A 23,496-nucleotide genomic window follows, 5' to 3' on the forward strand; every position below is an offset into this window, starting at 1 on the left:
TTTCCTTTTCTCCTTCCTCCCCTCTCCCTCCTGCCGCTCACACCCCGGTCCCTCCCCCCCCCCCCCCCCCCCCCCCCCCCCCCCCCCCCCCACCGGGATCCTGAGGCGGTCTCCCGCACGTCCTCACACAGCCACGGGGCGGGCGCGCCGCCGAGCGTGCGGAATCATGGCCGGCACGACTTCGCCGGCGGTGAGGTCACGGGGCCCTGTCGCGTGGTGCGTCCGCACCGGCGTCAAGGGTGTCTCCTTCGGTAAGGGATGGTCGGCTTGGTGGCCCCTGCGGCCCCGGAGGCCCTGCGTCTCCCGAGATGCCACAGGGGCTTCAGGGGCTGCAAGGCCGCGCCGGCCTAGGCAGCCACGTTGTTGCCGGGCCGCCGCTGTGCCCTGCGGCGCGCCTTCGGGCCGACGGGCCGACCCTGGCCGGTGCGGCCCTGGCGGTCCCGGGACGGTGAAGAGGCGCGGCGGGGGCGTTCCACGGCAGGCGCGGTGATGACCACAGGGACCCCGGAGGGCGCCTGGGCGCCTGTGATGCGGCTCAACTCCGCCTCGCCCGGGCGGACCTGGGTGACGCGCGGGCGGATGTCGGCCAAATCCATCAACCGGGTCATGCCGCGGCGTTGGCCGGGGGTCACCAGGGTGACGACGCTGCCGGACTCCCCGGCGCGGGCCGTACGGCCGCCACGGTGCAGATAGTCCTTGTGGTCCTTGGGCGGGTCCACGTTGACGACCAGGTCGAGGCTGTCGATGTGGATGCCGCGGGCCGCGACGTTGGTGGCCACCAGGACGGTGACGTGACCGTCCTTGAACTGCGCGAGTGTCCGGGTGCGCTGCGGCTGGGACCGGCCGCCGTGCAGGGCGGCGGCGCGGACACCGCTGTTCAGCAGGTGCTTCGTCAGCCGGTCCACGGCGTGCTTGGTGTCCAGGAACATGATGACCCGGCCGTCCCGGGCCGCGATCTCGGTGGTCGTGCGCTGCTTGTCCGTGTCGTCCACGTGGAGTACGTGGTGTTCCATCGTGGTGACGGCACCGGCCGACGGGTCGACGGAGTGCACCACCGGGTCGGTCAGGTAGCGGCGGACCAGCAGGTCGACGTTGCGGTCGAGGGTGGCTGAGAACAACATCCGCTGACCCCCGGGGCGCACTTGGTCGAGCAGGGCGGTGACCTGGGGCATGAACCCCATGTCGGTCATCTGGTCGGCCTCGTCGAGAACCGTGACGTCGACGTCGGCGAGCCGGCAGTCGCCCCGGTCGATGAGGTCCTTGAGGCGACCGGGCGTCGCGACGACCACCTCCGCGCCGGCCCGCAGCGCACCGGCCTGCCTGCCGATGGACATTCCGCCGACGACGGTGGCGAGCCTCAGGCGCACGGAGCGGGCATAGGGAGCGAGCGAGTCGGTGACCTGCTGGGCCAGCTCACGGGTGGGGACGAGTATCAGGGCCAGCGGCTGACGCGGCTCGGCCCGCCGTCCCGCCGTACGGGCCAGCACCGGGAGGCCGAAGGCGAGGGTCTTGCCCGACCCGGTGCGGCCGCGACCGAGCACGTCACGGCCGGCCAGGGAGTTGGGCAGGGTCGCCGCCTGGATCGGAAACGGTGCCGTCACGCCTTCATGGCCGAGCGTGGCCAGCAACGGAGCCGGCATGGCGAGATCGGCGAACGACTCGACAGCGGGCAACGGGGGCGTGACCGTCTTCGGCAGGGCGAACTCGCCCCGCGCCGGCTGGCGCTTTCCCTTGGAGTGGCGCGGAGCGCCGGAGCGGTCGAATGTGCGATTGGTGCGCGCGCGAGTGGTACGTGTTCGGTTCATGCGGAAACCTTCCTCGATGCGGGCACGTATCAAGGGATTTCCGCAGCAGAATGAGCGGCGCAGAGAATCGCGAGAACGGGCCGAAAAACGACAGGGGAGAATCACCCTGGGAATGAAGCGAGCTGGGGCCCGCACCCCAAGGTGCGGGCCCCAGCTGCGAAGTACGCGTCAGAGGCGGTGCGTCAGGCGGGAACGATGTTCTCGGCCGTCAGGCCCTTCTGGCCCTGCGCGATGTCGAACGACACCTTCTGGCCCTCCAGCAGCTCGCGGAAGCCCTGGGCGGCGATGTTCGAGTAGTGGGCGAAGACGTCGGCGCCGCCGCCGTCCTGCTCGATGAAGCCGAAGCCCTTTTCCGCGTTGAACCACTTCACAGTGCCAGTAGCCATTGTTTCTCCTTCGGAGGCGGTGTACTGGAATACGCCGTGTGCGCATTCCGTGTCGCCGTGATGATCAGCCGTCGGAAAAACCTTCTGGCAACCACATCTGCAACTGGGATCGACAGTAGCACGGTGCGATCGGCCTTGCGCGATGGAAAAATTTGGGCCCACCGGGCGGCCGGGGAATACTCGCCGCACCCCGCACCAATTTCTCATTTCACGAGCACAGATATTGCTCTCCGTGGGCGCGCGGCCTTCCTGCCGTGACTTCCACCCACAGCCCTCTGACCTCCCTCAACGGGACATGCGCCGCTGCCACCGTCCCCGGCGAACGGCACAACGGCGAGCACGCCCGAGACCCCGTGCTGCAACAAAGGTCACATCCCCCGAAGCGGCTCGTCGTCGACGACCGGGTGGCGCACCCAGGAGAACCGTCCTACCTCGCAGACGACTTGACGCGGCAGCACCCCATGCTGGTGCAGGTCATACCGACGAAGCGGGCCTGGCGCCCCCCGGCGCCCGCAATCGGATCGGACAACAATGAACCCCAGGCCATTGACCTGGGGTTTCTCTGTGGAGCGGGTGACGAGAATCGAACTCGCGCTCTCAGCTTGGGAAGCTGATGTTCTACCATTAAACTACACCCGCGTAAGATCCCGACCCCGTCGCATCGACGGTGTCCGGACGCTCGCTCACTCTACCTCATGCCAGGCCCCCGGTGTTCAAGAGCCGGGGGCCTGACTCTGTTTCAGGGCGTGGATGCGGCTGCGGGGGGCAGGCGTTGGGGCGTACCGTGAAGGCCTGGTGCGTGTGCGGGGTGCCGCCTGGAGGGTCGTTCCTTTGATCCCGTAATGTGGCTTTTGTCGTCAGGGCAGTTAGCCAGACGCGGCTCTTGGGGAAGGGACTCTTGGACTTGATGGAGCGCACCGTCGTCCGCTGTGCCGATGGGCACGTGTTCACCGCCGCCTCGTTCCCGATGCAGCAGGCCGAGCGACTCGGCCCCGGTCGGCTCCTGCGGTGTCCGCGCTGTGCGCGGCTCCGCAGTGTCGTGCCGGTGACTCTGCAGAAGCGGTAGCGCGGGAGGCACGGACAGAGGGCGTGGGCGCGCGGGGTGGCCGATTGTGGCCGGTCCGCGCGCCTTGCGTATCCTCGGGGCCGTGCTTCTCTCAGACAAGGACATCCGGGCCGAGATCGACGCCGGGCGGGTGCGGATCGATCCCTACGACGAATCCATGGTGCAGCCGTCCAGCATCGACGTACGCCTCGACCGCTACTTCCGGGTGTTCGAGAATCACCGGTACCCCCACATCGACCCCTCCGTCGAGCAGGTGGACCTGACCCGGCTCGTGGAGCCGGAGGGGGACGAACCGTTCATCCTGCATCCCGGTGAGTTCGTGCTGGCCAGCACGTACGAGGTCATCACGCTGCCGGTCGATCTCGCCTCGCGGCTGGAGGGGAAGAGCTCGCTCGGGCGGCTCGGGCTGGTGACGCACTCCACCGCCGGCTTCATCGACCCCGGGTTCTCCGGGCACGTGACGCTCGAGCTCAGCAACCTCGCGACCCTCCCGATCAAGCTGTGGCCCGGAATGAAGATCGGGCAGCTGTGCATGTTCCGGCTCAGCTCGCCGGCCGAGCACCCGTACGGGAGCGAGCGGTACGGGTCGCGGTACCAGGGGCAGCGGGGGCCGACGGCCTCGCGGTCCTACCTCAACTTCCACCGGACCCAGGTGTGAGCGGCGTGCGCGAGAACCTCAGCTACGAGCAGTTCGGCGTCGCCGTCCGTGAGCTCGCCCAGACCATCGCCGACGACGGGTACGAGCCCGACGTGGTGCTCAGCATCGCGCGCGGCGGTGTCTTCGTGGCCGGCGGGCTCGCCTACGCCCTCGACTGCAAGAACATCCACCTCGTGAACGTCGAGTTCTACACCGGTGTGGGCACGACCCTCGAGATGCCGGTCATGCTCGCGCCCGTGCCCAACGCCATCGACTTCACCGACAAGAAGGTGCTGATCGCGGACGACGTCGCCGACACCGGCAAGACGCTCAAGCTCGTCCGCGACTTCTGCCTCGACGCCGTCGCCGAGGTGCGCAGCGCCGTCGTCTACGAGAAGACGCAGTCGCTGGTGAAGTGCGAGTACGTGTGGAAGCGCACCGATGAGTGGATCAACTTCCCGTGGTCCGTTCAGCCGCCTGTGGTGAGGCGGACCGGGCAGGTGCTCGACGCCTGAGAGCGGGAGAAGCAGAAGAAGGGGCTCCCGTGCGGGAGCCCCTTCCTCGTGTGGCCCGTGGATCAGAACGTGCCCAGCTTCACGATCGACAGCAGGGCGATCAGCTGGATCGACGACGCGCCCAGGGCCTTCGGCCAGGGGAGGTCGTGGGAGCGGGTGACCATGACCGTGAGCAGGGCGCCGGCCGCGACCCAGGTGGCCCAGCCGAGGAGCTGGACGAAGGTGGCGTCGCCGCCCGCGAACATGGCGAAGACCAGGCGGGGCGCGTCCGTGAGGGACATGATCAGCATGGAGAGGCCGACCGTGGGCTGCCAGGCGCCGTCGCCGCCGAGCTGGCGGGCCAGGGTGTGGGTGACCACGCCGAGGACGAACGCGCTGAGCACCATCGCGACGGCCGTCGTGATGACGATCGGGACCGCGTTCGACAGGGTCGCGTTGATCGCGTCCTCGCGGGCGCCGTCGAAGCCGAAGACGGCGAGCAGGCCGTAGAGGAAGGTGACGATGAGGGCGGGGGCCCACATCGTGTAGTCGCGCATCTGGAGGAACGTCTGCGCGGGCGACAGGACGACGCCCTTCAGCAGGTCCTTCCAGGGCAGGCGGGGGCCGACCGGGCCGGCGGGCGGGGCGGAGCCGGCGCGGTAGGTGTCGCCCTGGTTGTAGGGGTCGTCGTTGATCGAGAAGGCCTGGGTGTGGCCCGGGTTGTTGGCCGCGTAGGGGTCGTGCGGTCCGCCCTGGGGGCCGTGGGGGTACCCGCCGTCCCCGAAGTACTCGGGTTCGCCGTGCCCGCCCGGACCGCCGTAGCCGCCGGGACCGCCCGGGCCGCGGTGCGCCTGGGGCCAGCCGCCACCGCCGCCGCCGTTGCCGTACGACGGCTGCTGCGGGTACGGCTGCGGCGCCTGCGGGTAGCCGTACGACGGTCCCTGCGGCGTCTGCTGTCCGTGCGGGGGGTGTTGCGGTCGCGCGTGAGGAGAGCCGTTGTTGTTCCGGCCGCGTCCGATCCTGAATCCAGCCACGCCTTCGAACGTACCTGGTCCCGGGAGGAGACGGGCCGGGCCCCGGCTCAGGACCCGGCTTTGCTGCCGAGCTGTGACATCCCCTAAGGGGTAGTCAGGTGTCACACGCGCCCTTCCCGTACGGGTCAGCCGCCGAGGGTCGAGCCCAGGTGCGGCGTGCCCGCCGTGGACACCCCGGTCGTCGCCGTGCCGAAGCTGATGGCGCCGGTGGTGGTGAGGCCGGCCGTCGAGCCGCGCAGGGACCAGAGCGAGCCGTCGCCGGCGTTCTCGCCCGGCGCGGACAGGGACAGGTCGGCGCGGCCGTCGCCGGTGTGGTCGGTGAGGACGACGCGGGTGCCGAAGAGGTCGCCCGTCTCCGAGCTGCCGGGGACGCCCGCGGTGTTCTGGGTGAAGGACTGGGCGCCCTTGGTGGTGAGGCCCGAGGCGGAGCCGTACAGGAGGGTGACGGAGCCGGTGCCGCTGTTCTCGCCGGGGGTGCCGACGGCGAGGTCGGCGTGGCCGTCCCCGTTGATGTCGCCGAGGGCGACGCCGCTGCCGAAGCGGTCGCCGGTCTCGGAGGCGCCGGGGACGCCGGCGGTGTCCTGGGTGAGGACGAGCGGGGCGCGGTCGGCGTCCAGGCCGTCCGGGCCGCCGTAGACGACGGTGACCTTGCCGCCCTTCGCGCCTCCGGGGTCGGCGGAGGTCTCCCGGTCGTTGCCGACGGCGAAGTCCGGGTGGCCGTCGCCGTCGATGTCGCCCGCCGCGGAGACGTACCCGGCCGGCATCCGCTGGAGCCAGTCCGTGTAGTTGCCGATCCGCAGGTCGGCCAGGGAGGTGGCGGCGTCGCCGTTGTGCGCGGCGCGGCCGTGCAGGACCAGCGGGCCGCTGCCGTCGCCGGGGGTGTCCGCGGAGGTGAGCTGGGTGACGCCGGGTGAGGAGGACCACCAGTCGTAGGCCGAGCCGGAGCCGCCGTTGTGGGCGCCGGTCCTGGTGATCGGCCCCTCCACGAGGGACACGACGGTCGGGCCGGTGGAGCCGACCGCGACGTCGATGTCGCCGTCGTCGTCGAAGTCGCCCGTGGCCAGGGCCTGGCCGTAGTGGTCGTAGTTGTCGTCGAAGAAGCTGAAGAGGGAGCGTGCGCCGGACAGGCCGGACGTGGAGCCCCAGACGACGACGGCCGTGCCGCTGCTCGTGTCGCCGGTGACGTCCTCGCCGGGCACGCCGATCAGGAGGTCGGCGTAGCCGTCGGTGTTCAGGTCGGCGGAGGCCAGGGCAGCGCCGAAGGCGTCGCCGGCCTCCGCGGTGCCGGGGACGCCGGTGGTGTTCTGGGTGATGAGGGTGCGTGCGGAGGTCTTCAGGCCACCGGAGCCGCCGTACACGACGGAGACCGCGCCGGCCTTCGACGCGCTGCCGACGGTGGCGTCGGGGGCACCGATCGCCAGGTCGGCGCGGCCGTCGCCGTTGAAGTCGTACGGGTCGGCGGCGGCCGGGGCGGCGTGGGCGGCGGGCGCGGTGAGGAGGAGGGGCGTCAGGGTGGCGGCGGCGAGGGTGATCGCGGCGGTGCGCAGGCGCATGGGGGACCTTGGGGTGGCGTGCGGACGCGGACGGGGTGTCACTGGGCGATCGCCCAGGCGAAGCCGGCGCCGCCCTGGAGGGAGACGCCGCGGGCGGAGAGGAACAGGGCGCCGGAGGTGGTCAGTCCGGAGGTGGTGCCGCGCATGACGGTGACGGCGCCGTAGCCGTTCTCGTAGCCGGCGCCGGTGACGAGGTCGGCCTTGCCGTTCTTGTCGAGGTCGACCAGGCGGACGGAGATGCCGAAGGCGTCGTTGGTCTCGTTGCTGCCGGGGACGCCCGCGGTGTCCTGGGAGTACTGCTTGGCGCCCTTGCCGGTCAGGCCGGAGGCGGAGCCGTAGAGGACGGTCACCGTGCCGGTGTCCCTCTTGGTGCCCAGGTCCTCGCCCTGGGCGCCGACCGCGATGTCGGCGTAGCCGTCGCCGTTGACGTCGCCCGCGGAGAGCGCGGAGCCGAAGAGGTCGCCGGCCTCGCCGCCGCCCGGTACGCCCTCCGTGTCCTGGTGGATGACGGTGGGCTTCTGCGCGGGGTCGGGGCCGCCCGGGCCGCCGTACCAGACGGAGATCCGGCCGCCGATGTGGCCGTTGACGGAGTTGCCGTCGCCCGGGTCGCCGTAGTCGCCGAGGACGAGGTCGCCGTAGCCGTCCTTGTCGACGTCCGCGATCACGCCGGCCAGGCCGTCGGCGTGCGGCAGTTCGACGCGGGCGTAGTCGGACTCGGGGTGCGCGTCCCAGTTGCCGGGGTCGTGGCGGAAGTAGCTGATCTCACCGGCCGAGTCGCCGTCCACGCCGTACGGGTAGACGCGTTCGGCCGTGCGGTCTCCGGTCATGTCGCCCGCGAACACCTCGTAGGTGGAGCCGAGTTCGTCGACGCCCTGGTGGCTCACGGGGGTGCCGGTGCGGGTGAAGGGGCCGTTGTAGAGGTAGGTGCGGTTCTGGCCGGTGGCGGTCACGTCCATGTCGCCGTCGCCGTCGAAGTCGCCGGTCGCGAGGCCGGAGGAGTAGCGGCCCCACTCGGAGAGGCCGGACGGCTGGGGCAGCCCCGCGCCGCCGGACAGGCCGGACGTGCCGCCCCAGACGACGGTGACCGAGCCGACGCCGTCGCGGTCGCCGATGGCCTCGTACTGGGAGCCGACGACGAGGTCGGCGTAGCCGTCGCGGTTCAGGTCGGCTGCGGCCAGGCTGCTGCCGAAGCGGTCGCCGTACTCGGCGGCGCCGGGGATGCCGGTGGAGTTCTGGGTGATGACGGTCTTCCTCGTGGCGGAGACGCCGGAGGAGGAGCCGTAGAGCACGACGACGGCACCGGCGTTCTGCACGGATCCCACGTCGGCGCCGGCCGCGCCGATGGCGACGTCCCGGTATCCGTCGCCGTTGAAGTCGCCGGCCAGGCCGGAGGGTGCGGCGCCGGCCGTGGGGGCCGACAGCGCGAGGAGGCCGCCGGTCAGTGCGACGGCGGTGGCGGTGGCCAGGGCGAGGCGCACGGGGCGCTGGTGCATGCGGGGTTCTCCTGCGGGAGCCGGACGCGGTCGGCGTGCCGGAAGTGTGCGGGGTGGCCGCCCGGTCGGTGTTCCGACGCGGGGAGGGTTGGCCATCAGGGTGTGGGTGTGCCGTGCGCACGACCGTGGTGCGTGTACCGCGCGGCTTTTGATCGGCAACGACGACGGCCGTCGGCGCGCGGGATTTTCGTGCCGTGCGGGCAGGTACCGGCGACGGTCGCCGTCCCCTCCCCGCTTCAGTGGCCGGGCGGTCAGCCGTTGACGTGGAAGCCGAACATGGGGTTGCCCGCCGAGGACAGGCCGGCGGCGCCGAGACCGATGCCGCGTCCGGTGGTGTTGATCTTCAGGCCGTCGGAGTTGAAGGTGACGGCGTAGCCGTTGGAGTCGTTCTCCCAGGGCAGGCCGACCGTCAGGTCGGCCTTTCCGTCGCCGGTGACGTCGGAGAGGAGGACCTCGCCGCCGAAGCCGTCGCCCGCCTCGTTGCCGCCGGGGACGCCCGGGGTGTCCTGGTGCAGGGACTGGGTGCCGGTCTCGGAGAGGCCGCCGTTCCAGCCGTAGAGCACGGAGACCATGCCGGCGTCCTTGAACTCGCCCAGGTCCTCGCCCGGCGCGCCGATGACGAGGTCGTCGTGGCCGTCGCCGTTGATGTCGCCGAGGGAGACCTCGTAGCCGAAGCTGTCGCCGGTCTCGTTGCTGCCGGGCACGCCGGCGGTGTTCTGGCTGACCGTCTCGGCGGCGCCCTCGGGGCCGTACGACGTGCCGTAGATGATCTCCACGGCGCCGCCCTTGGCGGTGCCCGGGGTGTCGGTGCCGGGGTCCCACGAGTTGCCGATGACGATGTCGCCGTAGCCGTCGCCGTTCACGTCGCCGATGTCGGAGATGACGCCGGCGGGGAGCTTCTGCGCGCCCGAGGTGGTCACGCCGGAGGACGAGCCGGGGAGCCAGTAGTTGGCGTTGTAGGAGTAGTCGCCGTCGCTGTCGCCCTCGTAGCCGTCGACGACCAGGTCGGTGCGGCCGTCGGCGTCGATGTCGCCGGGGGTGAGGTTGAAGATGTCGAGGCCCGTGACCTTCAGGATGGGCGCGGTGACGGTGTAGCGGCCGCCGGTGGAGCCGGACTTGGTGAATCCGCCGCGGTAGATGTCGACCTTGTTGATGTCCGAGGCGATCGCGAGGTCGTCCTTGCCGTCGCCGTTGTAGTCGCCGGCGGCGACCACCTGGCCGAACCAGTCGTGGGTGGAGCGGGAGGGGTCGGAGACGGTGGTGGCGCCGGACAGGCCGCCGGAGCCGCCCCACAGGATGACGACGGTGCCGCCGTTGGTGTCCGTGCCCGCGTCCTCGCCGGGGGCGCCCACGGCGAGGTCGGCGTAGCCGTCGCCGTTGAAGTCGCCGGGCGCGGTGTGGGCGCCGAACTGGTCGTCCTTCTCGGCGGCGCCGGGGACGCCCGAGCTGTCCTGGCTGAAGGTCTGGATTCTGCCCGCGCCGGCGCCCTTGGGGGAGCCGTAGAGGATCGTTACGGCACCGGCGCCGCTCTTGCCGCTCACGCTGGCGAGGGGGGCGGTGACGGCGACGTCCCGGTAGCCGTCGCCGTTGAAGTCGCTGTCGAGGCCCGGGGCGGCGGCCGCGGGTCCGGCCATGGCGACGAGCAGGCCGCCGGTGAGCGCGGCGGCGGTGGCGGTCGCGAGGGCGGTGCGGAGGTTCTTGTGCAAGGAGGTCTCCTGCTGTGTGCGGGACGTCCACCGGGAACGGTCGTCCACGGATGCCGGCGTGGTGTGTCACCCGTGTTCGCCCTGAGTTGTCCTGGGGTTCACGGGTGATCGCCGATCAAGAGACCTCCGAGGTGACCGGAGGGTTGTACGTGAACATGACGAAGGGGCCGCCCAGTCGGACGGCCCCTTCGGCGACGTGTCGCGTTACTTCACCGGCTCGGGCTCCGGAGCGCTCTCGTTCTCCTCGTCGCCCGCCGGGTCGGCCGGGGTCTTGACGGACTCCAGCAGCAGCTGGGCGACGTCGACGACCTGGATGGACTCCTTGGCCGCACCCTCGTTCTTCTTGCCGTTGACCGAGTCGGTCAGCATGACCAGGCAGAACGGGCAGGCGGTGGACACGATGTCCGGGTTCAACGACAGCGCCTCGTCGACGCGCTCGTTGTTGATGCGCTTGCCGATCCGCTCCTCCATCCACATCCGCGCGCCGCCGGCGCCGCAGCAGAAGCCGCGCTCCTTGTGGCGGTGCATCTCCTCGTTGCGCAGGCCCGGGACCTTGCCGATGATCTCGCGCGGGGGCGTGTAGATCTTGTTGTGGCGGCCCAGGTAGCACGGGTCGTGGTAGGTGATGATGCCCTCGACCGGGGTGACCGGGATCAGCTTGCCCTCGTCGACGAGGTGCTGGAGCAGCTGGGTGTGGTGGATGACCTCGTAGTCGCCGCCGAGCTGCGGGTACTCGTTGCCGAGGGTGTTGAGGCAGTGCGGGCAGGTGGCGACGATCTTCTTCGCCGACTTGGGCTTCCTCGACTCGGGCGTCACGTTGCCCTCGTCGTCCGTCTCCTCGCCGAACGCCATGTTCAGCGCCATGACGTTCTCCATGCCGAGCTCCTGGAACAGGGGCTCGTTGCCGAGACGGCGGGCGGAGTCACCGGTGCACTTCTCGTCGCCGCCCATGATCGCGAACTTGACGCCCGCGATGTGCAGCAGCTCGGCGAAGGCCTTGGTGGTCTTCTTGGCGCGGTCCTCCAGGGCTCCGGCGCAGCCGACCCAGTACAGGTACTCGACGTCGGACAGGTCCTCGATGTCCTTGCCGACGACCGGGACCTCGAAGTCGACCTCCTTGGTCCACTCCAGGCGCTGCTTCTTCGCCAGGCCCCAGGGGTTGCCCTTCTTCTCCAGGTTCTTGAGCATCGTGCCCGCCTCGGACGGGAACGCGGACTCGATCATCACCTGGTAGCGGCGCATGTCGACGATGTGGTCGACGTGCTCGATGTCGACGGGGCACTGTTCGACGCAGGCGCCGCAGGTGGTGCAGGACCACAGGACGTCGGGGTCGATGACGCCGTTCTCCTCGGCGGTGCCGATCAGCGGGCGCTCGGCCTCGGCGAGGGCGGCGGCGGGCACGCCGGCCAGCTGCTCCTCGGACGCCTTCTCCTCGCCCTCCATGGTCTTGCCGCCGCCGGCCAGCAGGTAGGGGGCCTTGGCGTGCGCGTGGTCGCGCAGGGACATGATCAGGAGCTTGGGGGAGAGGGGCTTGCCCGTGTTCCAGGCGGGGCACTGCGACTGGCAGCGGCCGCACTCGGTGCAGGTGGAGAAGTCCAGCAGGCCCTTCCAGGAGAACTGCTCGACCTGGGAGACGCCGAAGACGTCGTCGTCACCGGGGTCGGTGAAGTCGATCGGCTTGCCGCCGGACGTCATCGGCTGGAGCGCGCCGAGGGCGGTCCCGCCGGTGGCCTCGCGCTTGAACCAGATGTTCGGGAAGGCGAGGAAGCGGTGCCAGGCCACACCCATGTTGGTGTTGAGCGAGACCACGATCATCCAGATGAACGAGGTCCCGATCTTGATCATGGCGACCAGGTAGACCAGGTTCTGGAGGGTGGTGACCGACAGGCCGTCGAAGGCGAGGACCAACGGGTACGAGGCGAAGTACGACGCCTCGTAGGAGTCCACGTGGTGCAGCGCGCCCTCGAGGCCGCGCAGGACGTAGATGGCCAGGCCGATGGTGAGGATGACGTACTCGACGAAGTACGCCTGGCCGGCCTTGGAGCCCGCGAAGCGGGACTTGCGGCCCGGCCGCGACGGCAGGCTGAGCAGCCGGATGACGATGAGCACGGCGATGCCGAGGACGGTCATCACACCGATGAACTCGATGTACAGCTCGAACGGCAGGAAGCCGCCGATGACCGGCAGCACCCAGTCGGCCTCGAAGAGCTGGCCGAACGCCTGGGCGAGGGTCGGCGGCAGCGTCAGGAAGCCGACCGCCACGAACCAGTGGGCGACGCCGACGATGCCCCAGCGGTTCATGCGGGTGTGGCCGAGGAACTCCCGGACCAGGGTCACACTGCGCTGGTAGGGGTTGTCGGTCCGGGCACCGGCCGGTACCGGCTGGCCCAGCTTGAAGTACCGGACGAACTGGCCGATCGCGCGTGCGAGCAGCGCAACGCCGACCACGGTCAGGACCAGCGACACGATGATCGCGGCGAGTTGCATGGGGGCTCCTCGGGCCTGCGAGGGGTTTCGTCGGGGGCTCCACTACGGCTTCCCCGAAATTACTAAGCGGTAACTTATGCAGTCCGTTCGAGACTACCCCCATCCCCGGCCGCACTGTAGCCGGGCATGGGGTGATCTGGATCGCTGAGGGTTGCCTGAGCAGCCCCTCGGGTGGTGCCGGACATCAGATCGTGTTATTCGCGCCAAATCGGTCCATACGCCCCTAACTTATATCCGTGCTCTACGGGATCGCCGCCACCGCCACCGCCCTGCTGCTCTCCGCCCTGCTCGCGGGGCTGCTCCGGGTCCCCGCCCTGCGCCTCGGAATCCTGGACCGCAGACGGCGGTGGGCGCTGCCGCTGTCCGGGGGAACGGCCGTCGTGCTCACGACCGGGCTGGTGGCGGGGCTCGGCGACCGGGCGGGACTCGCCCCGCTCGGCACCGGGGTCGGGCGGCTGCTGGTCGCCGCCGCCTGGGTCGGCGTGCTCGGACTGGCCGCCGACGTGTGGCGGCTGCGGTGGTGGATCCCGCTCACCGGTACGGCCGTGGCGGCGGCGCTCGTCGTGCCGTACGCGGAGACCGGGGTCCCGGCGGGCGTGTGCGCCGTCGGGTGGGTCGTCCTGGTCACCGCCGCCTTCCGGGGGCTCGACCACGCCGACGGGCTGGCCGGTGGTGTGGGGGCGGTGACGGCGTTCGGCGTGGCGGCCTGCGCTGCGGCCGAGCTGATGGACGGGATCGCCGTACTGCTGACCGTCCTGGCCGCCGCGCTCGCCGGGTTCCTGCTGCACAACTGGCATCCCGCCCGGGTCGGCCTGGGTGCGGGCGGGTCGCTGTTCACGGGGTTCGTGCTGGCCTCCTCGGCGGTGTTCGTACGGGCCGGGCAGGGAATCGGGGCCGGCGCCGGGGTGTTGTTCGCACTGACCGCCGTGGTGTGCGCCGACGCCGTACTGGTGGTGCTCGGGCGGCGGCTGTCCCGGTGGCCGCTGACGCGCGGCCGGCCGGACCATCTCGGGCACCGGCTGCGGCGGCTCGGACTCGCCCCCCGCGCGGTGGCCGTTCTGCTCGGCATCGGCGCGCTGGGCGGGGTGCTGGTGGGGGTGGGCGCGCACACCGGACGGGTGTCCGGGGGTGCGGCGCTGTGGGTGGCGGCGGTCGCCGTGGTCGTCGTCCTCGCGCTCGTGCGCCTTCCCGTCACCCCCGTCTTCCGTCCCCGTCAACGCTCTGCGGAGACGTCCGTGCAGGTCAGCGAGCGGTTGCGTGTAAGGAGCGGATAAGAGTTGAGTCTGCTCGACTCAGCTCTGTTGACCCTGGCCCGGGTGTCATGCATGCTTGAGTCCGTTCCACTCAAGTCAGCTGGAGGAATCGAAATGGCACGTGCGGTCGGCATCGACCTGGGCACGACTAACTCCGTCGTCAGCGTTCTGGAGGGCGGCGAGCCCACCGTCATCACCAACGCCGAGGGCGCCAGGACCACGCCTTCCGTCGTCGCCTTCGCCAAGAACGGTGAGGTGCTGGTCGGTGAGGTGGCCAAGCGCCAGGCCGTGACCAACGTCGACAGGACCATCCGGTCGGTCAAGCGTCACATGGGCACCGACTGGAAGATCGAGCTCGACGGGAAGCCCTTCAACCCGCAGCAGATCAGCGCCTTCGTGCTGCAGAAGCTGAAGCGCGACGCCGAGTCGTACCTGGGCGAGAAGGTGACGGACGCGGTCATCACCGTCCCGGCGTACTTCAACGACGCCGAGCGCCAGGCGACCAAGGAGGCCGGCGAGATCGCCGGTCTGAACGTGCTGCGCATCGTCAACGAGCCGACGGCCGCCGCCCTGGCGTACGGCCTCGACAAGGACGACCAGACCATCCTCGTCTTCGACCTCGGTGGCGGTACCTTCGATGTCTCCCTCCTGGAGATCGGCGACGGTGTCGTCGAGGTGAAGGCCACCAACGGTGACAACCACCTCGGTGGTGACGACTGGGACCAGCGCGTCGTCGACTACCTGGTCAAGCAGTTCCAGTCCGGGCACGGTGTGGACCTGTCCAAGGACAAGATGGCGCTCCAGCGTCTGCGCGAGGCCGCCGAGAAGGCGAAGATCGAGCTGTCCTCGTCCACCGAGACCTCGATCAACCTCCCCTACATCACCGCGTCCGCCGAGGGCCCCCTGCACCTCGACGAGAAGCTGACCCGCGCCCAGTTCCAGCAGCTGACCGCGGACCTGCTCGAGCGCTGCAAGACGCCGTTCCACAACGTCGTCAAGGACGCCGGCATCCAGCTGAGCGAGATCGACCACGTCGTCCTCGTCGGCGGCTCCACCCGCATGCCCGCCGTCGCCGAGCTCGTCAAGGAGCTGACCGGCGGCAAGGAGGCCAACAAGGGTGTGAACCCGGACGAGGTCGTCGCCATCGGCGCCTCGCTCCAGGCCGGTGTCCTCAAGGGCGAGGTCAAGGACGTCCTGCTGCTCGACGTCACCCCGCTGTCCCTCGGCATCGAGACCAAGGGCGGCATCATGACCAAGCTGATCGAGCGCAACACCACGATCCCGACGAAGCGCTCCGAGATCTTCACCACGGCCGAGGACAACCAGCCGTCGGTGCAGATCCAGGTCTACCAGGGCGAGCGCGAGATCGCCGCGTACAACAAGAAGCTCGGCATGTTCGAGCTGACCGGTCTGCCCCCGGCGCCGCGCGGCGTCCCGCAGATCGAGGTCTCCTTCGACATCGACGCCAACGGCATCATGCACGTCACGGCGAAGGACCTCGGCACCGGCAAGGAGCAGAAGATGACCGTCACCGGCGGTTCGTCGCTCCCGAAGGACGAGGTCGACCGGATGCGCCAGGAGGCCGAGAAGTACGCGGAGGAGGACCACGCCCGCCGCGAGGCCGCCGAGTCCCGCAACCAGGGCGAGCAGCTCGTCTACCAGACCGAGAAGTTCCTCGCCGACAACGCGGACAAGGTCCCCGGTGACGTCAAGACCGAGGTCGAGACCGCCGTCGCCGAGCTGAAGGAGAAGCTCAAGGGCGAGGACACCGCCGAGATCCGCACCGCCACGGAGAAGGTCGCGGCCGTCTCCCAGAAGCTGGGTCAGGCCATGTACGCCGACGCCCAGGCCGGGCAGGCGGCGGGCGGCGCGTCCGCCGGTGCCGGTGAGGCCAAGGCCGACGACGACGTCGTCGACGCCGAGATCGTCGACGAGGACCGCAAGGACGGTGCGGCGTGACCGAGGAGACCCCGGGCTTCGACGAACAGTCGCAGCAGCCCGACGTCCCCTCCGACGAAGCCGAGCCGAAGGCCGCCTCCCCCTCCGCGGAGGAGGGGGCGGCCCCGGCCGGGGACACGGGCCAGGACGCGGCCCTGGTGGCCCAGTTGGACCAGACCCGTACGGCGCTCAGCGAGCGCACGGCGGATCTCCAGCGCCTCCAGGCCGAGTTCCAGAACTACCGGCGCCGGGTCGAACGCGACCGGATCGCGGTGAAGGAGATCGCCGTGGCGAACCTCCTGAGCGAGCTGCTCCCGGTGCTCGACGACGTCGGCCGCGCGCGGGAACACGGCGAGCTGGTCGGCGGCTTCAAGTCCGTCGCGGAGTCGCTGGAGACGGTCATCGCCAAGATGGGCCTCCAGCAGTTCGGCAAGGAGGGCGAGCCCTTCGACCCGACGATCCACGAGGCGCTGATGCACAGTTACGCGCCGGACGTCACGGAGACGACGTGCGTGGCGATTCTCCAGCCGGGGTATCGCATCGGCGAGCGCACCATCCGCCCCGCGCGGGTGGCGGTCGCCGAGCCCCAGCCGGGCGCGCAGACGGTCAAGCCGGCCGAGGAGAGCACCGAGGCGGGGACCGATCCGTCGGAGAACAAGGAGAGCGGTGGCCCGGAGGAGGGCTGACGCGATAGCTGACGCAGGGAAGGAGGGACGTCGGGGATGAGCACCAAGGACTTCATCGAGAAGGACTACTACAAGGTCCTCGGCGTCCCCAAGGACGCCACCGAGGCCGAGATCAAGAAGGCGTACCGGAAGCTCGCCCGCGAGTTCCACCCGGACGCCAACAAGGGCAACGCCAAGGCGGAGGAGCGGTTCAAGGAGATCTCCGAGGCGAACGACATCCTCGGCGACCCCAAGAAGCGCAAGGAGTACGACGAGGCGCGCGCGCTCTTCGGCAACGGCGGGTTCCGTCCGGGGCCGGGCGCGGGCGGCGGCTCCTTCAACTTCGACCTGGGTGACCTCTTCGGGGGTCAGCCCGGCGGCCAGGGAGCGGGCGGCGGCTTCGGCGGCGGCCTCGGTGACGTCTTCGGGGGCCTGTTCAACCGGGGCGGCACGGGTACGACGCGCACCCAGCCCCGGCGCGGTCAGGACATCGAGTCCGAGGTGACGCTCAGCTTCACCGAGGCGATCGAGGGCGCGACGGTTCCGCTGCGGATGTCGTCGCAGGCGCCCTGCAAGGCCTGTTCGGGCACCGGCGACAAGAACGGCACACCGCGCGTGTGCCCGACCTGCGTCGGCACCGGGCAGGTGGCGCGGGGCTCCGGTGGCGGGTTCTCGCTCACCGACCCCTGCCCCGACTGCAAGGGCCGCGGTCTGATCGCGGAGGAGCCCTGCGAGATCTGCAAGGGCAGCGGCCGGGCCAAGTCGTCGCGGACCATGCAGGTGCGCATCCCCGCGGGCGTCGGCGACGGCCAGCGGATCCGGCTGCGCGGCAAGGGCGCGCCGGGCGAGCGCGGCGGTCCCGCCGGTGATCTGTACGTCGTCGTGCACGTCGGCAGTCACCCGGTGTTCGGCCGCAAGGACGACAACCTCACCGTCACGGTCCCGGTGACGTATGCCGAGGCCGCCCTCGGCGGCGAGGTCCGGGTCCCGACGCTGGGAGGTCCGCCGGTCACGCTGAAGCTGCCGCCGGGCACGCCCAACGGCCGCACCATGCGGGCCCGGGGCAAGGGCGCGGTCCGCAAGGACGGCACGCGCGGTGATCTGCTGGTCACCGTGGAGGTGAGTGTTCCCAAGGACCTGTCGGGGAAGGCTCGTGACGCGCTGGAGGCGTATCGCGAGGCGACCGCGGACGAGGATCCGCGGGCGGAGCTGTTCCAGGCCGCGAAGGGAGCTTGATCTGCATGGACGGCCGTCGACGCAATCCGTACGAACTGACTCAGGACACCCCGGTCTACGTCATTTCGGTGGCGGCCCAGCTCTCCGGCCTGCACCCGCAGACACTGCGTCAGTACGACCGGCTGGGTCTTGTGTCGCCGGACCGCACGGCCGGCCGGGGTCGTCGCTACTCGGCCCGTGACATCGAACTGCTCCGTCAGGTGCAGCAGTTGTCGCAGGACGAGGGCATCAACCTGGCCGGGATCAAGCGCATCATCGAACTGGAGAACCAGGTCGCCGCCCTCCAGGCCCGGGTGGCCGAGCTGGAGGACGCCCTCGACGGGGCGGCGGCGACGATGCGTCAGCGCGAGGCCGCGGTGCACGCCTCGTACCGCCGTGACCTGGTGCCGTACCAGGAGGTGCAGCAGACCAGCGCGCTGGTGGTGTGGCGGCCCAAGCGGCAGCAGTCGGACTGACCGCGGGACGTGAAGTGGGGCGAGAGGCCCGGAGGTTCACCGAACCTCCGGGCCTCTCGCCTTATCCACGGCCATGTCTGTGACTATCGTATGCCTGCGTGTCCCGATGATCCTCGCCGAGCGTCCGCAGGTCTCTCACGAGTTCAGCGCACCGTGCTGTGTCCATCTCGTTAAGTGGCTGCCCTTGACGCCGACGGGGGCTGAAGCGTTGGCTTTTCAGTCACATGGGCCGCAAAGCTGTGCCCACGTCCAAAACGCACCTGAAGTGAGCCCTCGCATGCGTCGTATCGCCATATCAGTGGCCGCCACCTCCATGTCCGTCATGCTCGCCGGCTGCGGCGTGCTCAACGCGACGGGGAGCAGCGACGACGCGAGCCCGACCAAGGGGGACGACATCACCGTCGGGCTGCTGCTCCCGGAGAAGGCCAACACGCGGTACGAGCAGTTCGACTACCCCATCTTCAAGACGAAGGTGGAGTCGCTCACCAACAAGAAGGGCAAGGTCGAGTACGCCAACGCCGAGGCGGACGCCGACAAGCAGGCCACCCAGCTCCAGCGGATGATCGACGAGAAGGTCGACGTCATCGTGCTGGACGCGGTCGACTCGAAAGCCATCGCGGACGGTGTGAAGAAGGCCAAGGACGCGGGCATCCCGGTCATCGCCTACGACCGGCTGGCCGAGGGCCCGATCGACGCGTACATCTCCTTCGACAACGAGCTGGTCGGTGAGGTGCAGGGCCGGTCCCTGCTGGAGTCCCTGGGCGACGACCTCAGCATCACCGACAAGATCGTGATGATGAACGGCTCGTCCACCGACCCCAACGCCAAGCAGTTCAAGGCGGGCGCGCTCTCCGAGCTCAAGGGCAAGGTGACGATCTCCAAGTCCTACGACACCAAGGACTGGAAGCCGGAGAACGCCCAGGCCAACATGACCGAGGCGATCAACGCGATCGGCGCGGAGAACATCGAGGCGGTCTACTCCGCGAACGACGGCATGGCGGGCGGCATCGTCAAGGCCCTGCGGGACGCCGGCGTGACCGAGCTGCCCCCGATCACCGGCCAGGACGCCGAGCTCGCGGCGGTGCAGCGCATCATCTCCGGCGAGCAGTACATGAGCGTGTACAAGTCCTACCCGGAGGAGGCCGAGAGCGCGGCGGAGATGGCCGTGGCGAAGGTCCAGGGCCGGGACATCCAGTTCGACGCGCTGACCCGCGACCGGGTGGACAGCCCCACCGACAAGGACATCCCGGCGCAGCTCGTCCCCGTGGTCGCGCTGACGAAGGAGAACATCGAGGACACCGTCATCGCCGACGAGATCTACGAGGTGTCGGACATCTGCACCGGCGAGTACAAGTCGGCCTGCGCGGCGATCAAGCTGAAGTAACCGCACCGTCGATATTCGGCCACCGCACCGGCCCGCTGCCCGGCGCGGTGGCCGGTCGTGTTGCACAGCCGGTTCCGGCCGCGCATAGTTGCGCTGCGGAAAGTGGCTGAACCGGGGGTGGGATGGGCGATGGCCGGGCACGGGACGGACGAGCATCCACACGGTGCTGACCGACTGTGCGAGGCCGGGGATCGCGTGTATTCCCGGGCCGTACGGCGCGGACGGCTGCCGCGCCGGGACGCGGAGCCGGTGCCCTGCCTGCTGGAGCTGGCCCTGCTGCACCCGGACCCGGACGACATGGACTGGCTGGTGCCCACCGCCCCGCAGGAGGTCATGACCCGGCTGCTGCGCGGGATGTACGACGAGATCAGCGCGAGCCAGCGCCGGGTCGGCTCGGCCGTCACCGCCTTCGAGTGGTACGCCGGTCTCGGCCGTCACCTGCCCGCCCCGTTGTCGGTGGCGGAGGGCCCGGCGATCCGGGTGCTGGACGGGCTGGCCCGGATCCAGGCGGCGATGGACGAGGCGACGCAGGCCTGCACCACCGAGGTGCTCACGGTCCAGCCGGGTGGCATCCGGCGCGAGGCGGAGCTGTCGGAGGGCCTGCACCGGGCGATGGCGCTGCGCGGCCGCGGGGTGCGGATGCGGGACCTCTACACGCACGTGGCCCGGCACGGGCACGGGCTGCTCACCTATCTGGAGCTGATGGGCGACGCGGTGGAGGCGCGCACGCTGGACGAGGTGGTCGAGCGGCTGATCCTGTTCGACCGCACGGTGGCGTTCATTCCCGCCAACGCCGAGCGCACCATGGCGCTGGAGCTGCGGCACCCGGCGCTGGTGGAGTACCTGGGCACGGTCTTCGAGCGTCTGTGGCGGCTCGCCATCCCGTTGACCGCCCCGCTGCCCGACACCGGCATCGAGGGCATCTCGCACCGCGAGGTGTCCATCGCGGCGCTGCTGGCGGAGGGCCATCAGGACGCGGTGATCGCGGAGCGGCTGGGCATCAGCGTGCGTACCTGCCGGGCCCATATCGCCCGGCTGTCGGAGACGTTGGGCGCGGCCAGCCGCACCCAGCTGGGCGTGCGGATCGCGCAGGCCGGCCTGGACGGGCCGCGGAGCCCGGCGGTCACTCTTCCCGGTCGAGGATCCCCGAGCGGGCGATGAGGTACCCGAGCTGAGCCCGGCTGCCGCTGCCCAGGGCCGCCGCGAGCTTGGCGATGTGTTCGCGGGCGGTGCGGATGTTCATGCCGAGGCGGTCGGCGATCACGGCGTCGGTGTGGCCCTCGACGAGGAGGCTCGCGATGGCGTGCTGGCGGGGGCTGATGCCGTCCGGTGACGGCAGCCGGGCCGCCCGGGGGTGCATGGGGGTGGCGAGCCGCCAGAGGCGGTCGAAGACCGTGCCCAGGTACTCCACCAGGGCCGGGTGGCGGACCTCCAGGGCCAGGCTGCGGTCGCTGTTGGCGGGGATGAAGGCGACCGTGCGGTCCACGAGGATGAGACGTTCGGTCACCTCGTCCAGGGTGCGGGCCTCGACGTCGCCGGACAGGCGTTCGTAGCGGGCGAGCACGGTGGGGGCGTGCCGCAGCGTGTGCGGGTAGAGGGTGCGGATCCGGCCGCCGCGGTCGAGGAACGCCTGGTCCCGCTCCAGGGCGAGCTGGTACGCCTCGGTGGGCGGTCCGACGTGGCCGCTGCGCGGGTGGATGGCCAGGAGCCGGTCCGTGGCCCCGGCCAGCGCCTCGGCGATGGCCTGGACGATGCGTCCCTTGCCGCTGAGCAGCCTCAGTACCGGCGTCTCCTCGGCCACCGTGTGGGGCCGGTCGGCCCGCAGGAAGGAGGCGATGGTCTCGGCGAGCCGTTCCTCGCGCCGCCGGTCCTCCGCGATGCGTTCCGCGGAGCGCCGCAGCAGCCGCTGGAGGGACACGACGGGGGTGACGGGCTCCCACCGCTCCGGGTCGTCGACGGCGGGGTGCAGCAGGCCCAGGTCGACGAGGCAGGGTACGGCCTGCGCCTCACGGGCGGTCACCCGTCCCTCGCGCAGGGCGCGTTCGTACAGGGCGGCACCCGTGGAGCAGAGCTCCTCCGCCCCGTGCTCCGCGTGCGCCACCGGGGTCACTTCTGTGTTCCCTCCTGGTTGAGGATCCCCGACTCCGCGATGAGGTAGCCGAGCTGGGCCCGGCTGCCGCTGCCGAGGGTGGCGGCGAGTTTGGCGATGTGGGCGCGGCAGGTCCGTACGTTCATGCCGAGCCGGCGGGCGATGGCCTCGTCCACGTGGCCCTCCACCAGGAGCTTGGCGATGGAGTGCTGGATCTCCGGTATGCCGTCGGGCGCGGTTTCGTAGGGGGTGCCGGCGGTCAGCGGGACCGCGCGGCTCCACATGAACTCGAAGACCTTGATCAGATAGCGGACGAGGCCCGTGTGCCGCAGTTCCAGGGCGACCTGGCGGTCGTCGCGGACGGGGATGAAGGCGACCGTCTCGTCGCAGATGATGAGGCGCTCCACCAGCTCGTCGATGGTGCGGTACTCGGCCTTGCCGTTGGTGAACTGCTCGACGTAGGAGAGGCGCTCCGGGTTGAAGCGGGCGGTGTGCTGGTAGAGCGTGCGGATGCGCACGCCGCGCTCGACCAGCAGCCGGTCGCGTTCGAAGCCCTGGAGCAGGCTGCGTTCGGGCCGGTGCCCGCTCGGCTGCACGGTGAGCATTTCCGTCCGGCACTGGGCGGTGGCAAGGTCCAGCGCGCTGTTGATGCGGTCGTTGCCCTCGAGCACGGTGAGTGAGTGGGTGGGGGCGATGTCCTGGGCGCTCAGGGACATGAACGGCTCGAAAGTGTCGGCGAGTTCTATCGACAGGCGCCGGCGTTCGGTGATTTCACGCTCTATCGGGCTCAATCGCTGAGCCAGGGCGATCGAGGGGAGCACCGGACGCAACCACTGCGCATCATCGGGATCCGGATGAAGGAGGGCGAAGTCCATCAAGCAGGGCGCAGGTTCGACGTCCGTGCGGGCGATACGTCCCGCGCGGAGAGCATTCGCGTACAGTCGCGCCCCCTCCTCGCACAGCTCAGTCACCGCGTGAGGATGTGCCGCCTTAGTCTGTTTTGTTCCCAAATCTCCACCCCCCAAGGTCCTGAACATGCAGGAACATGATGCACCGATCGTGTGGCCATGACGTGCCCGAATGAGCCATCGTCGTACTCGACGGGGGAAGAGGGGACCTTCAAGTGAGGACGAAGCCGACTATGGGTAAGAAAATGCTTCGCTCGGTGCTTGTCGCCGCCTTCTCCGTCGGCGTGGCCTTCGGGGTGTTGGGCGGCCTCTCCGATGCGAAGGGAGACGTCCGGGCGGACAGCGTGTGGCCGCCGATCGTCGCGGAGAACGCACCTCCGGGCGACAGCGTGTGGGCGGCGGGTCCCGCGCGTACGGATGACAGCGTGTGGGCGTGACATGACTACTCCACCCGACGACCGCTCCTTCCGCAGGGAGATGGCGACCGCCTACCGGTCCGGATGGCACTTCATCGACCTGGTCACCGCGATCCCCCACAGCGGCGACTCGTTGATGGTGACCGTCTTCGGGGAGCCGGTGGTCGTCACCCGCGACGAGGACGGGGACGTACGGGCGTACCGGTGCCTGCGGCGCCCCCGCGGGGCGCCGAAGCCCGTGCGGTGTGCCATCCGGTACGGAATGATCTTTGTGAACCTGGACCAGCGGGACCACCGGCAGGTGGAGTCGGACTCTCCTGCCGCCCGGACCATCTCGGCCACCCCCCGCAGTGCCTGACGCGATTCCCCCGTCGTAAAAGATCGCGCAGGTGCTTCCCCCCGCAGCGGGGGGGGGGGGGGGGGGGGGGGGGGGGGGGGGGGGGGGGGGTGTGGGGGTGGGGGGGGGGGGGGGGGAGGGGGGGGGGGGAGGA

19 protein-coding genes and 1 tRNA gene are annotated in these 23,496 nt (G+C 70.4%); 10 read left to right on the forward strand and 10 right to left on the reverse strand.

The window, feature by feature from the left end:
* Window positions 1-347: 347 nt before the first annotated feature.
* The 3 genes from ACZ470_RS11635 to ACZ470_RS11645 form a co-directional block, all read right to left on the reverse strand.
* Entirely contained in the window at window positions 348-1,805 is a 1,458-nt protein-coding gene (locus tag ACZ470_RS11635) for a DEAD/DEAH box helicase (RefSeq protein ID WP_468426687.1), read from the reverse strand.
* Window positions 1,806-1,987: 182 nt separating this feature from the next.
* Window positions 1,988-2,191: a cold-shock protein gene (locus tag ACZ470_RS11640; protein WP_030173817.1), complete on the reverse strand. Its 204-nt coding sequence runs from the start codon at window positions 2,189-2,191 to the stop codon at window positions 1,988-1,990.
* Window positions 2,192-2,756: 565 nt separating this feature from the next.
* Window positions 2,757-2,830: transfer RNA gene (locus ACZ470_RS11645), tRNA-Gly, on the reverse strand.
* A 509-nt stretch (window positions 2,831-3,339) separates the two neighbouring features.
* Between ACZ470_RS11645 and dcd the strand changes: the two genes are divergently transcribed.
* Window positions 3,340-3,915, forward strand: coding sequence for a dCTP deaminase (gene dcd, locus ACZ470_RS11650; RefSeq protein WP_468426688.1), 576 nt, complete (start codon window positions 3,340-3,342; stop codon window positions 3,913-3,915).
* Window positions 3,912-4,409, forward strand: coding sequence for a phosphoribosyltransferase (locus ACZ470_RS11655; RefSeq protein ID WP_468426689.1), 498 nt, complete (start codon window positions 3,912-3,914; stop codon window positions 4,407-4,409). The genes dcd and ACZ470_RS11655 overlap by 4 nt, the downstream gene beginning before the upstream one ends.
* 62 nt (window positions 4,410-4,471) lie before the next feature.
* On the opposite strand, the gene ACZ470_RS11660 is transcribed toward ACZ470_RS11655, so the two are convergent.
* From ACZ470_RS11660 to ACZ470_RS11680, 5 genes are all read right to left on the reverse strand, one after another.
* Window positions 4,472-5,422 carry a Yip1 family protein gene (locus ACZ470_RS11660; protein ID WP_468426690.1) on the reverse strand — a complete coding sequence of 317 codons (951 nt, stop codon included), beginning with the start codon at window positions 5,420-5,422 and terminating at the stop codon, window positions 4,472-4,474.
* A 125-nt stretch (window positions 5,423-5,547) separates the two neighbouring features.
* Entirely contained in the window at window positions 5,548-6,975 is a 1,428-nt protein-coding gene (locus ACZ470_RS11665) for a hypothetical protein (protein WP_468426691.1), read from the reverse strand.
* 38 nt (window positions 6,976-7,013) lie between these two features.
* Entirely contained in the window at window positions 7,014-8,468 is a 1,455-nt protein-coding gene (locus ACZ470_RS11670) for an FG-GAP-like repeat-containing protein (protein ID WP_468426692.1), read from the reverse strand.
* Between the two features lie 251 nt (window positions 8,469-8,719).
* Window positions 8,720-10,174 carry an FG-GAP-like repeat-containing protein gene (locus ACZ470_RS11675; RefSeq protein WP_468426693.1) on the reverse strand — a complete coding sequence of 485 codons (1,455 nt, stop codon included), beginning with the start codon at window positions 10,172-10,174 and terminating at the stop codon, window positions 8,720-8,722.
* Between the two features lie 204 nt (window positions 10,175-10,378).
* Window positions 10,379-12,661, reverse strand: coding sequence for a (Fe-S)-binding protein (locus tag ACZ470_RS11680; RefSeq protein WP_468426694.1), 2,283 nt, complete (start codon window positions 12,659-12,661; stop codon window positions 10,379-10,381).
* A 236-nt stretch (window positions 12,662-12,897) separates the two neighbouring features.
* Between ACZ470_RS11680 and ACZ470_RS11685 the strand changes: the two genes are divergently transcribed.
* The 7 genes from ACZ470_RS11685 (at window position 12,898) to ACZ470_RS11715 (ending at window position 20,753) form a co-directional block, all read left to right on the forward strand.
* Window positions 12,898-13,935: an MraY family glycosyltransferase gene (locus ACZ470_RS11685; RefSeq protein ID WP_468426695.1), complete on the forward strand. Its 1,038-nt coding sequence runs from the start codon at window positions 12,898-12,900 to the stop codon at window positions 13,933-13,935.
* A gap of 93 nt (window positions 13,936-14,028) precedes the next feature.
* Window positions 14,029-15,873 (forward strand): molecular chaperone DnaK, encoded by a 1,845-nt coding sequence (gene dnaK, locus ACZ470_RS11690; protein WP_468426696.1) that lies wholly within the window; start codon window positions 14,029-14,031, stop codon window positions 15,871-15,873.
* A complete protein-coding gene (grpE, locus tag ACZ470_RS11695; RefSeq protein WP_468426697.1) occupies window positions 15,870-16,538 on the forward strand; it encodes a nucleotide exchange factor GrpE in 669 nt (222 codons plus the stop codon). The genes dnaK and grpE overlap by 4 nt, the downstream gene beginning before the upstream one ends.
* Before the next feature lie 36 nt (window positions 16,539-16,574).
* Window positions 16,575-17,753 carry a molecular chaperone DnaJ gene (gene dnaJ, locus ACZ470_RS11700; RefSeq protein WP_468426698.1) on the forward strand — a complete coding sequence of 393 codons (1,179 nt, stop codon included), beginning with the start codon at window positions 16,575-16,577 and terminating at the stop codon, window positions 17,751-17,753.
* A 5-nt stretch (window positions 17,754-17,758) separates the two neighbouring features.
* Window positions 17,759-18,208, forward strand: a complete 450-nt coding sequence (locus tag ACZ470_RS11705; protein WP_468426699.1) for a heat shock protein transcriptional repressor HspR — start codon at window positions 17,759-17,761, stop codon at window positions 18,206-18,208.
* Window positions 18,209-18,485: 277 nt separating this feature from the next.
* The gene (locus ACZ470_RS11710) at window positions 18,486-19,592 is read left to right on the forward strand and encodes a sugar ABC transporter substrate-binding protein (RefSeq protein WP_468426700.1); all 1,107 of its coding nucleotides are present in this window, start codon (window positions 18,486-18,488) and stop codon (window positions 19,590-19,592) included.
* A 129-nt stretch (window positions 19,593-19,721) separates the two neighbouring features.
* Window positions 19,722-20,753 carry a helix-turn-helix transcriptional regulator gene (locus ACZ470_RS11715; RefSeq protein WP_468426899.1) on the forward strand — a complete coding sequence of 344 codons (1,032 nt, stop codon included), beginning with the start codon at window positions 19,722-19,724 and terminating at the stop codon, window positions 20,751-20,753.
* On the opposite strand, the gene ACZ470_RS11720 is transcribed toward ACZ470_RS11715, so the two are convergent.
* Together ACZ470_RS11720 and ACZ470_RS11725 are read right to left on the reverse strand one after the other, a co-directional pair.
* Window positions 20,716-21,702 carry a helix-turn-helix transcriptional regulator gene (locus ACZ470_RS11720; protein ID WP_468426701.1) on the reverse strand — a complete coding sequence of 329 codons (987 nt, stop codon included), beginning with the start codon at window positions 21,700-21,702 and terminating at the stop codon, window positions 20,716-20,718. The genes ACZ470_RS11715 and ACZ470_RS11720 overlap by 38 nt on opposite strands.
* Window positions 21,699-22,718: a helix-turn-helix transcriptional regulator gene (locus tag ACZ470_RS11725; RefSeq protein ID WP_468426702.1), complete on the reverse strand. Its 1,020-nt coding sequence runs from the start codon at window positions 22,716-22,718 to the stop codon at window positions 21,699-21,701. Before ACZ470_RS11725 ends, ACZ470_RS11720 begins: the two co-directional genes overlap by 4 nt.
* Window positions 22,719-23,027: 309 nt before the next feature.
* Between ACZ470_RS11725 and ACZ470_RS11730 the strand changes: the two genes are divergently transcribed.
* Entirely contained in the window at window positions 23,028-23,363 is a 336-nt protein-coding gene (locus tag ACZ470_RS11730; protein ID WP_190096337.1) for a Rieske (2Fe-2S) protein, read from the forward strand.
* Window positions 23,364-23,496: the final 133 nt, after the last annotated feature.

The sequence above is a fragment of the Streptomyces sp. NPDC031111 genome (genome assembly GCF_055570675.1).

Excerpts from the sequence above, each read along its gene's own strand:
- ACZ470_RS11670 (WP_468426692.1), bottom strand. The coding sequence starts at position 8,468 with ATGCACCAGCGCCCCGTGCGCCTCGCCCTGGCCACCGCCACCGCCGTC.
- dnaK (WP_468426696.1), top strand. The coding sequence starts at position 14,029 with ATGGCACGTGCGGTCGGCATCGACCTGGGCACGACTAACTCCGTCGTC.
- dnaJ (WP_468426698.1), top strand. The coding sequence starts at position 16,575 with ATGAGCACCAAGGACTTCATCGAGAAGGACTACTACAAGGTCCTCGGC.
- ACZ470_RS11730 (WP_190096337.1), top strand. The coding sequence starts at position 23,028 with ATGACTACTCCACCCGACGACCGCTCCTTCCGCAGGGAGATGGCGACC.
- ACZ470_RS11680 (WP_468426694.1), bottom strand. The coding sequence starts at position 12,661 with ATGCAACTCGCCGCGATCATCGTGTCGCTGGTCCTGACCGTGGTCGGC.
- ACZ470_RS11725 (WP_468426702.1), bottom strand. The coding sequence starts at position 22,718 with ATGTTCAGGACCTTGGGGGGTGGAGATTTGGGAACAAAACAGACTAAG.
- ACZ470_RS11635 (WP_468426687.1), bottom strand. The coding sequence starts at position 1,805 with ATGAACCGAACACGTACCACTCGCGCGCGCACCAATCGCACATTCGAC.
- ACZ470_RS11710 (WP_468426700.1), top strand. The coding sequence starts at position 18,486 with ATGCGTCGTATCGCCATATCAGTGGCCGCCACCTCCATGTCCGTCATG.
- ACZ470_RS11640 (WP_030173817.1), bottom strand. The coding sequence starts at position 2,191 with ATGGCTACTGGCACTGTGAAGTGGTTCAACGCGGAAAAGGGCTTCGGC.
- ACZ470_RS11665 (WP_468426691.1), bottom strand. The coding sequence starts at position 6,975 with ATGCGCCTGCGCACCGCCGCGATCACCCTCGCCGCCGCCACCCTGACG.
- ACZ470_RS11715 (WP_468426899.1), top strand. The coding sequence starts at position 19,722 with ATGGCCGGGCACGGGACGGACGAGCATCCACACGGTGCTGACCGACTG.
- ACZ470_RS11705 (WP_468426699.1), top strand. The coding sequence starts at position 17,759 with ATGGACGGCCGTCGACGCAATCCGTACGAACTGACTCAGGACACCCCG.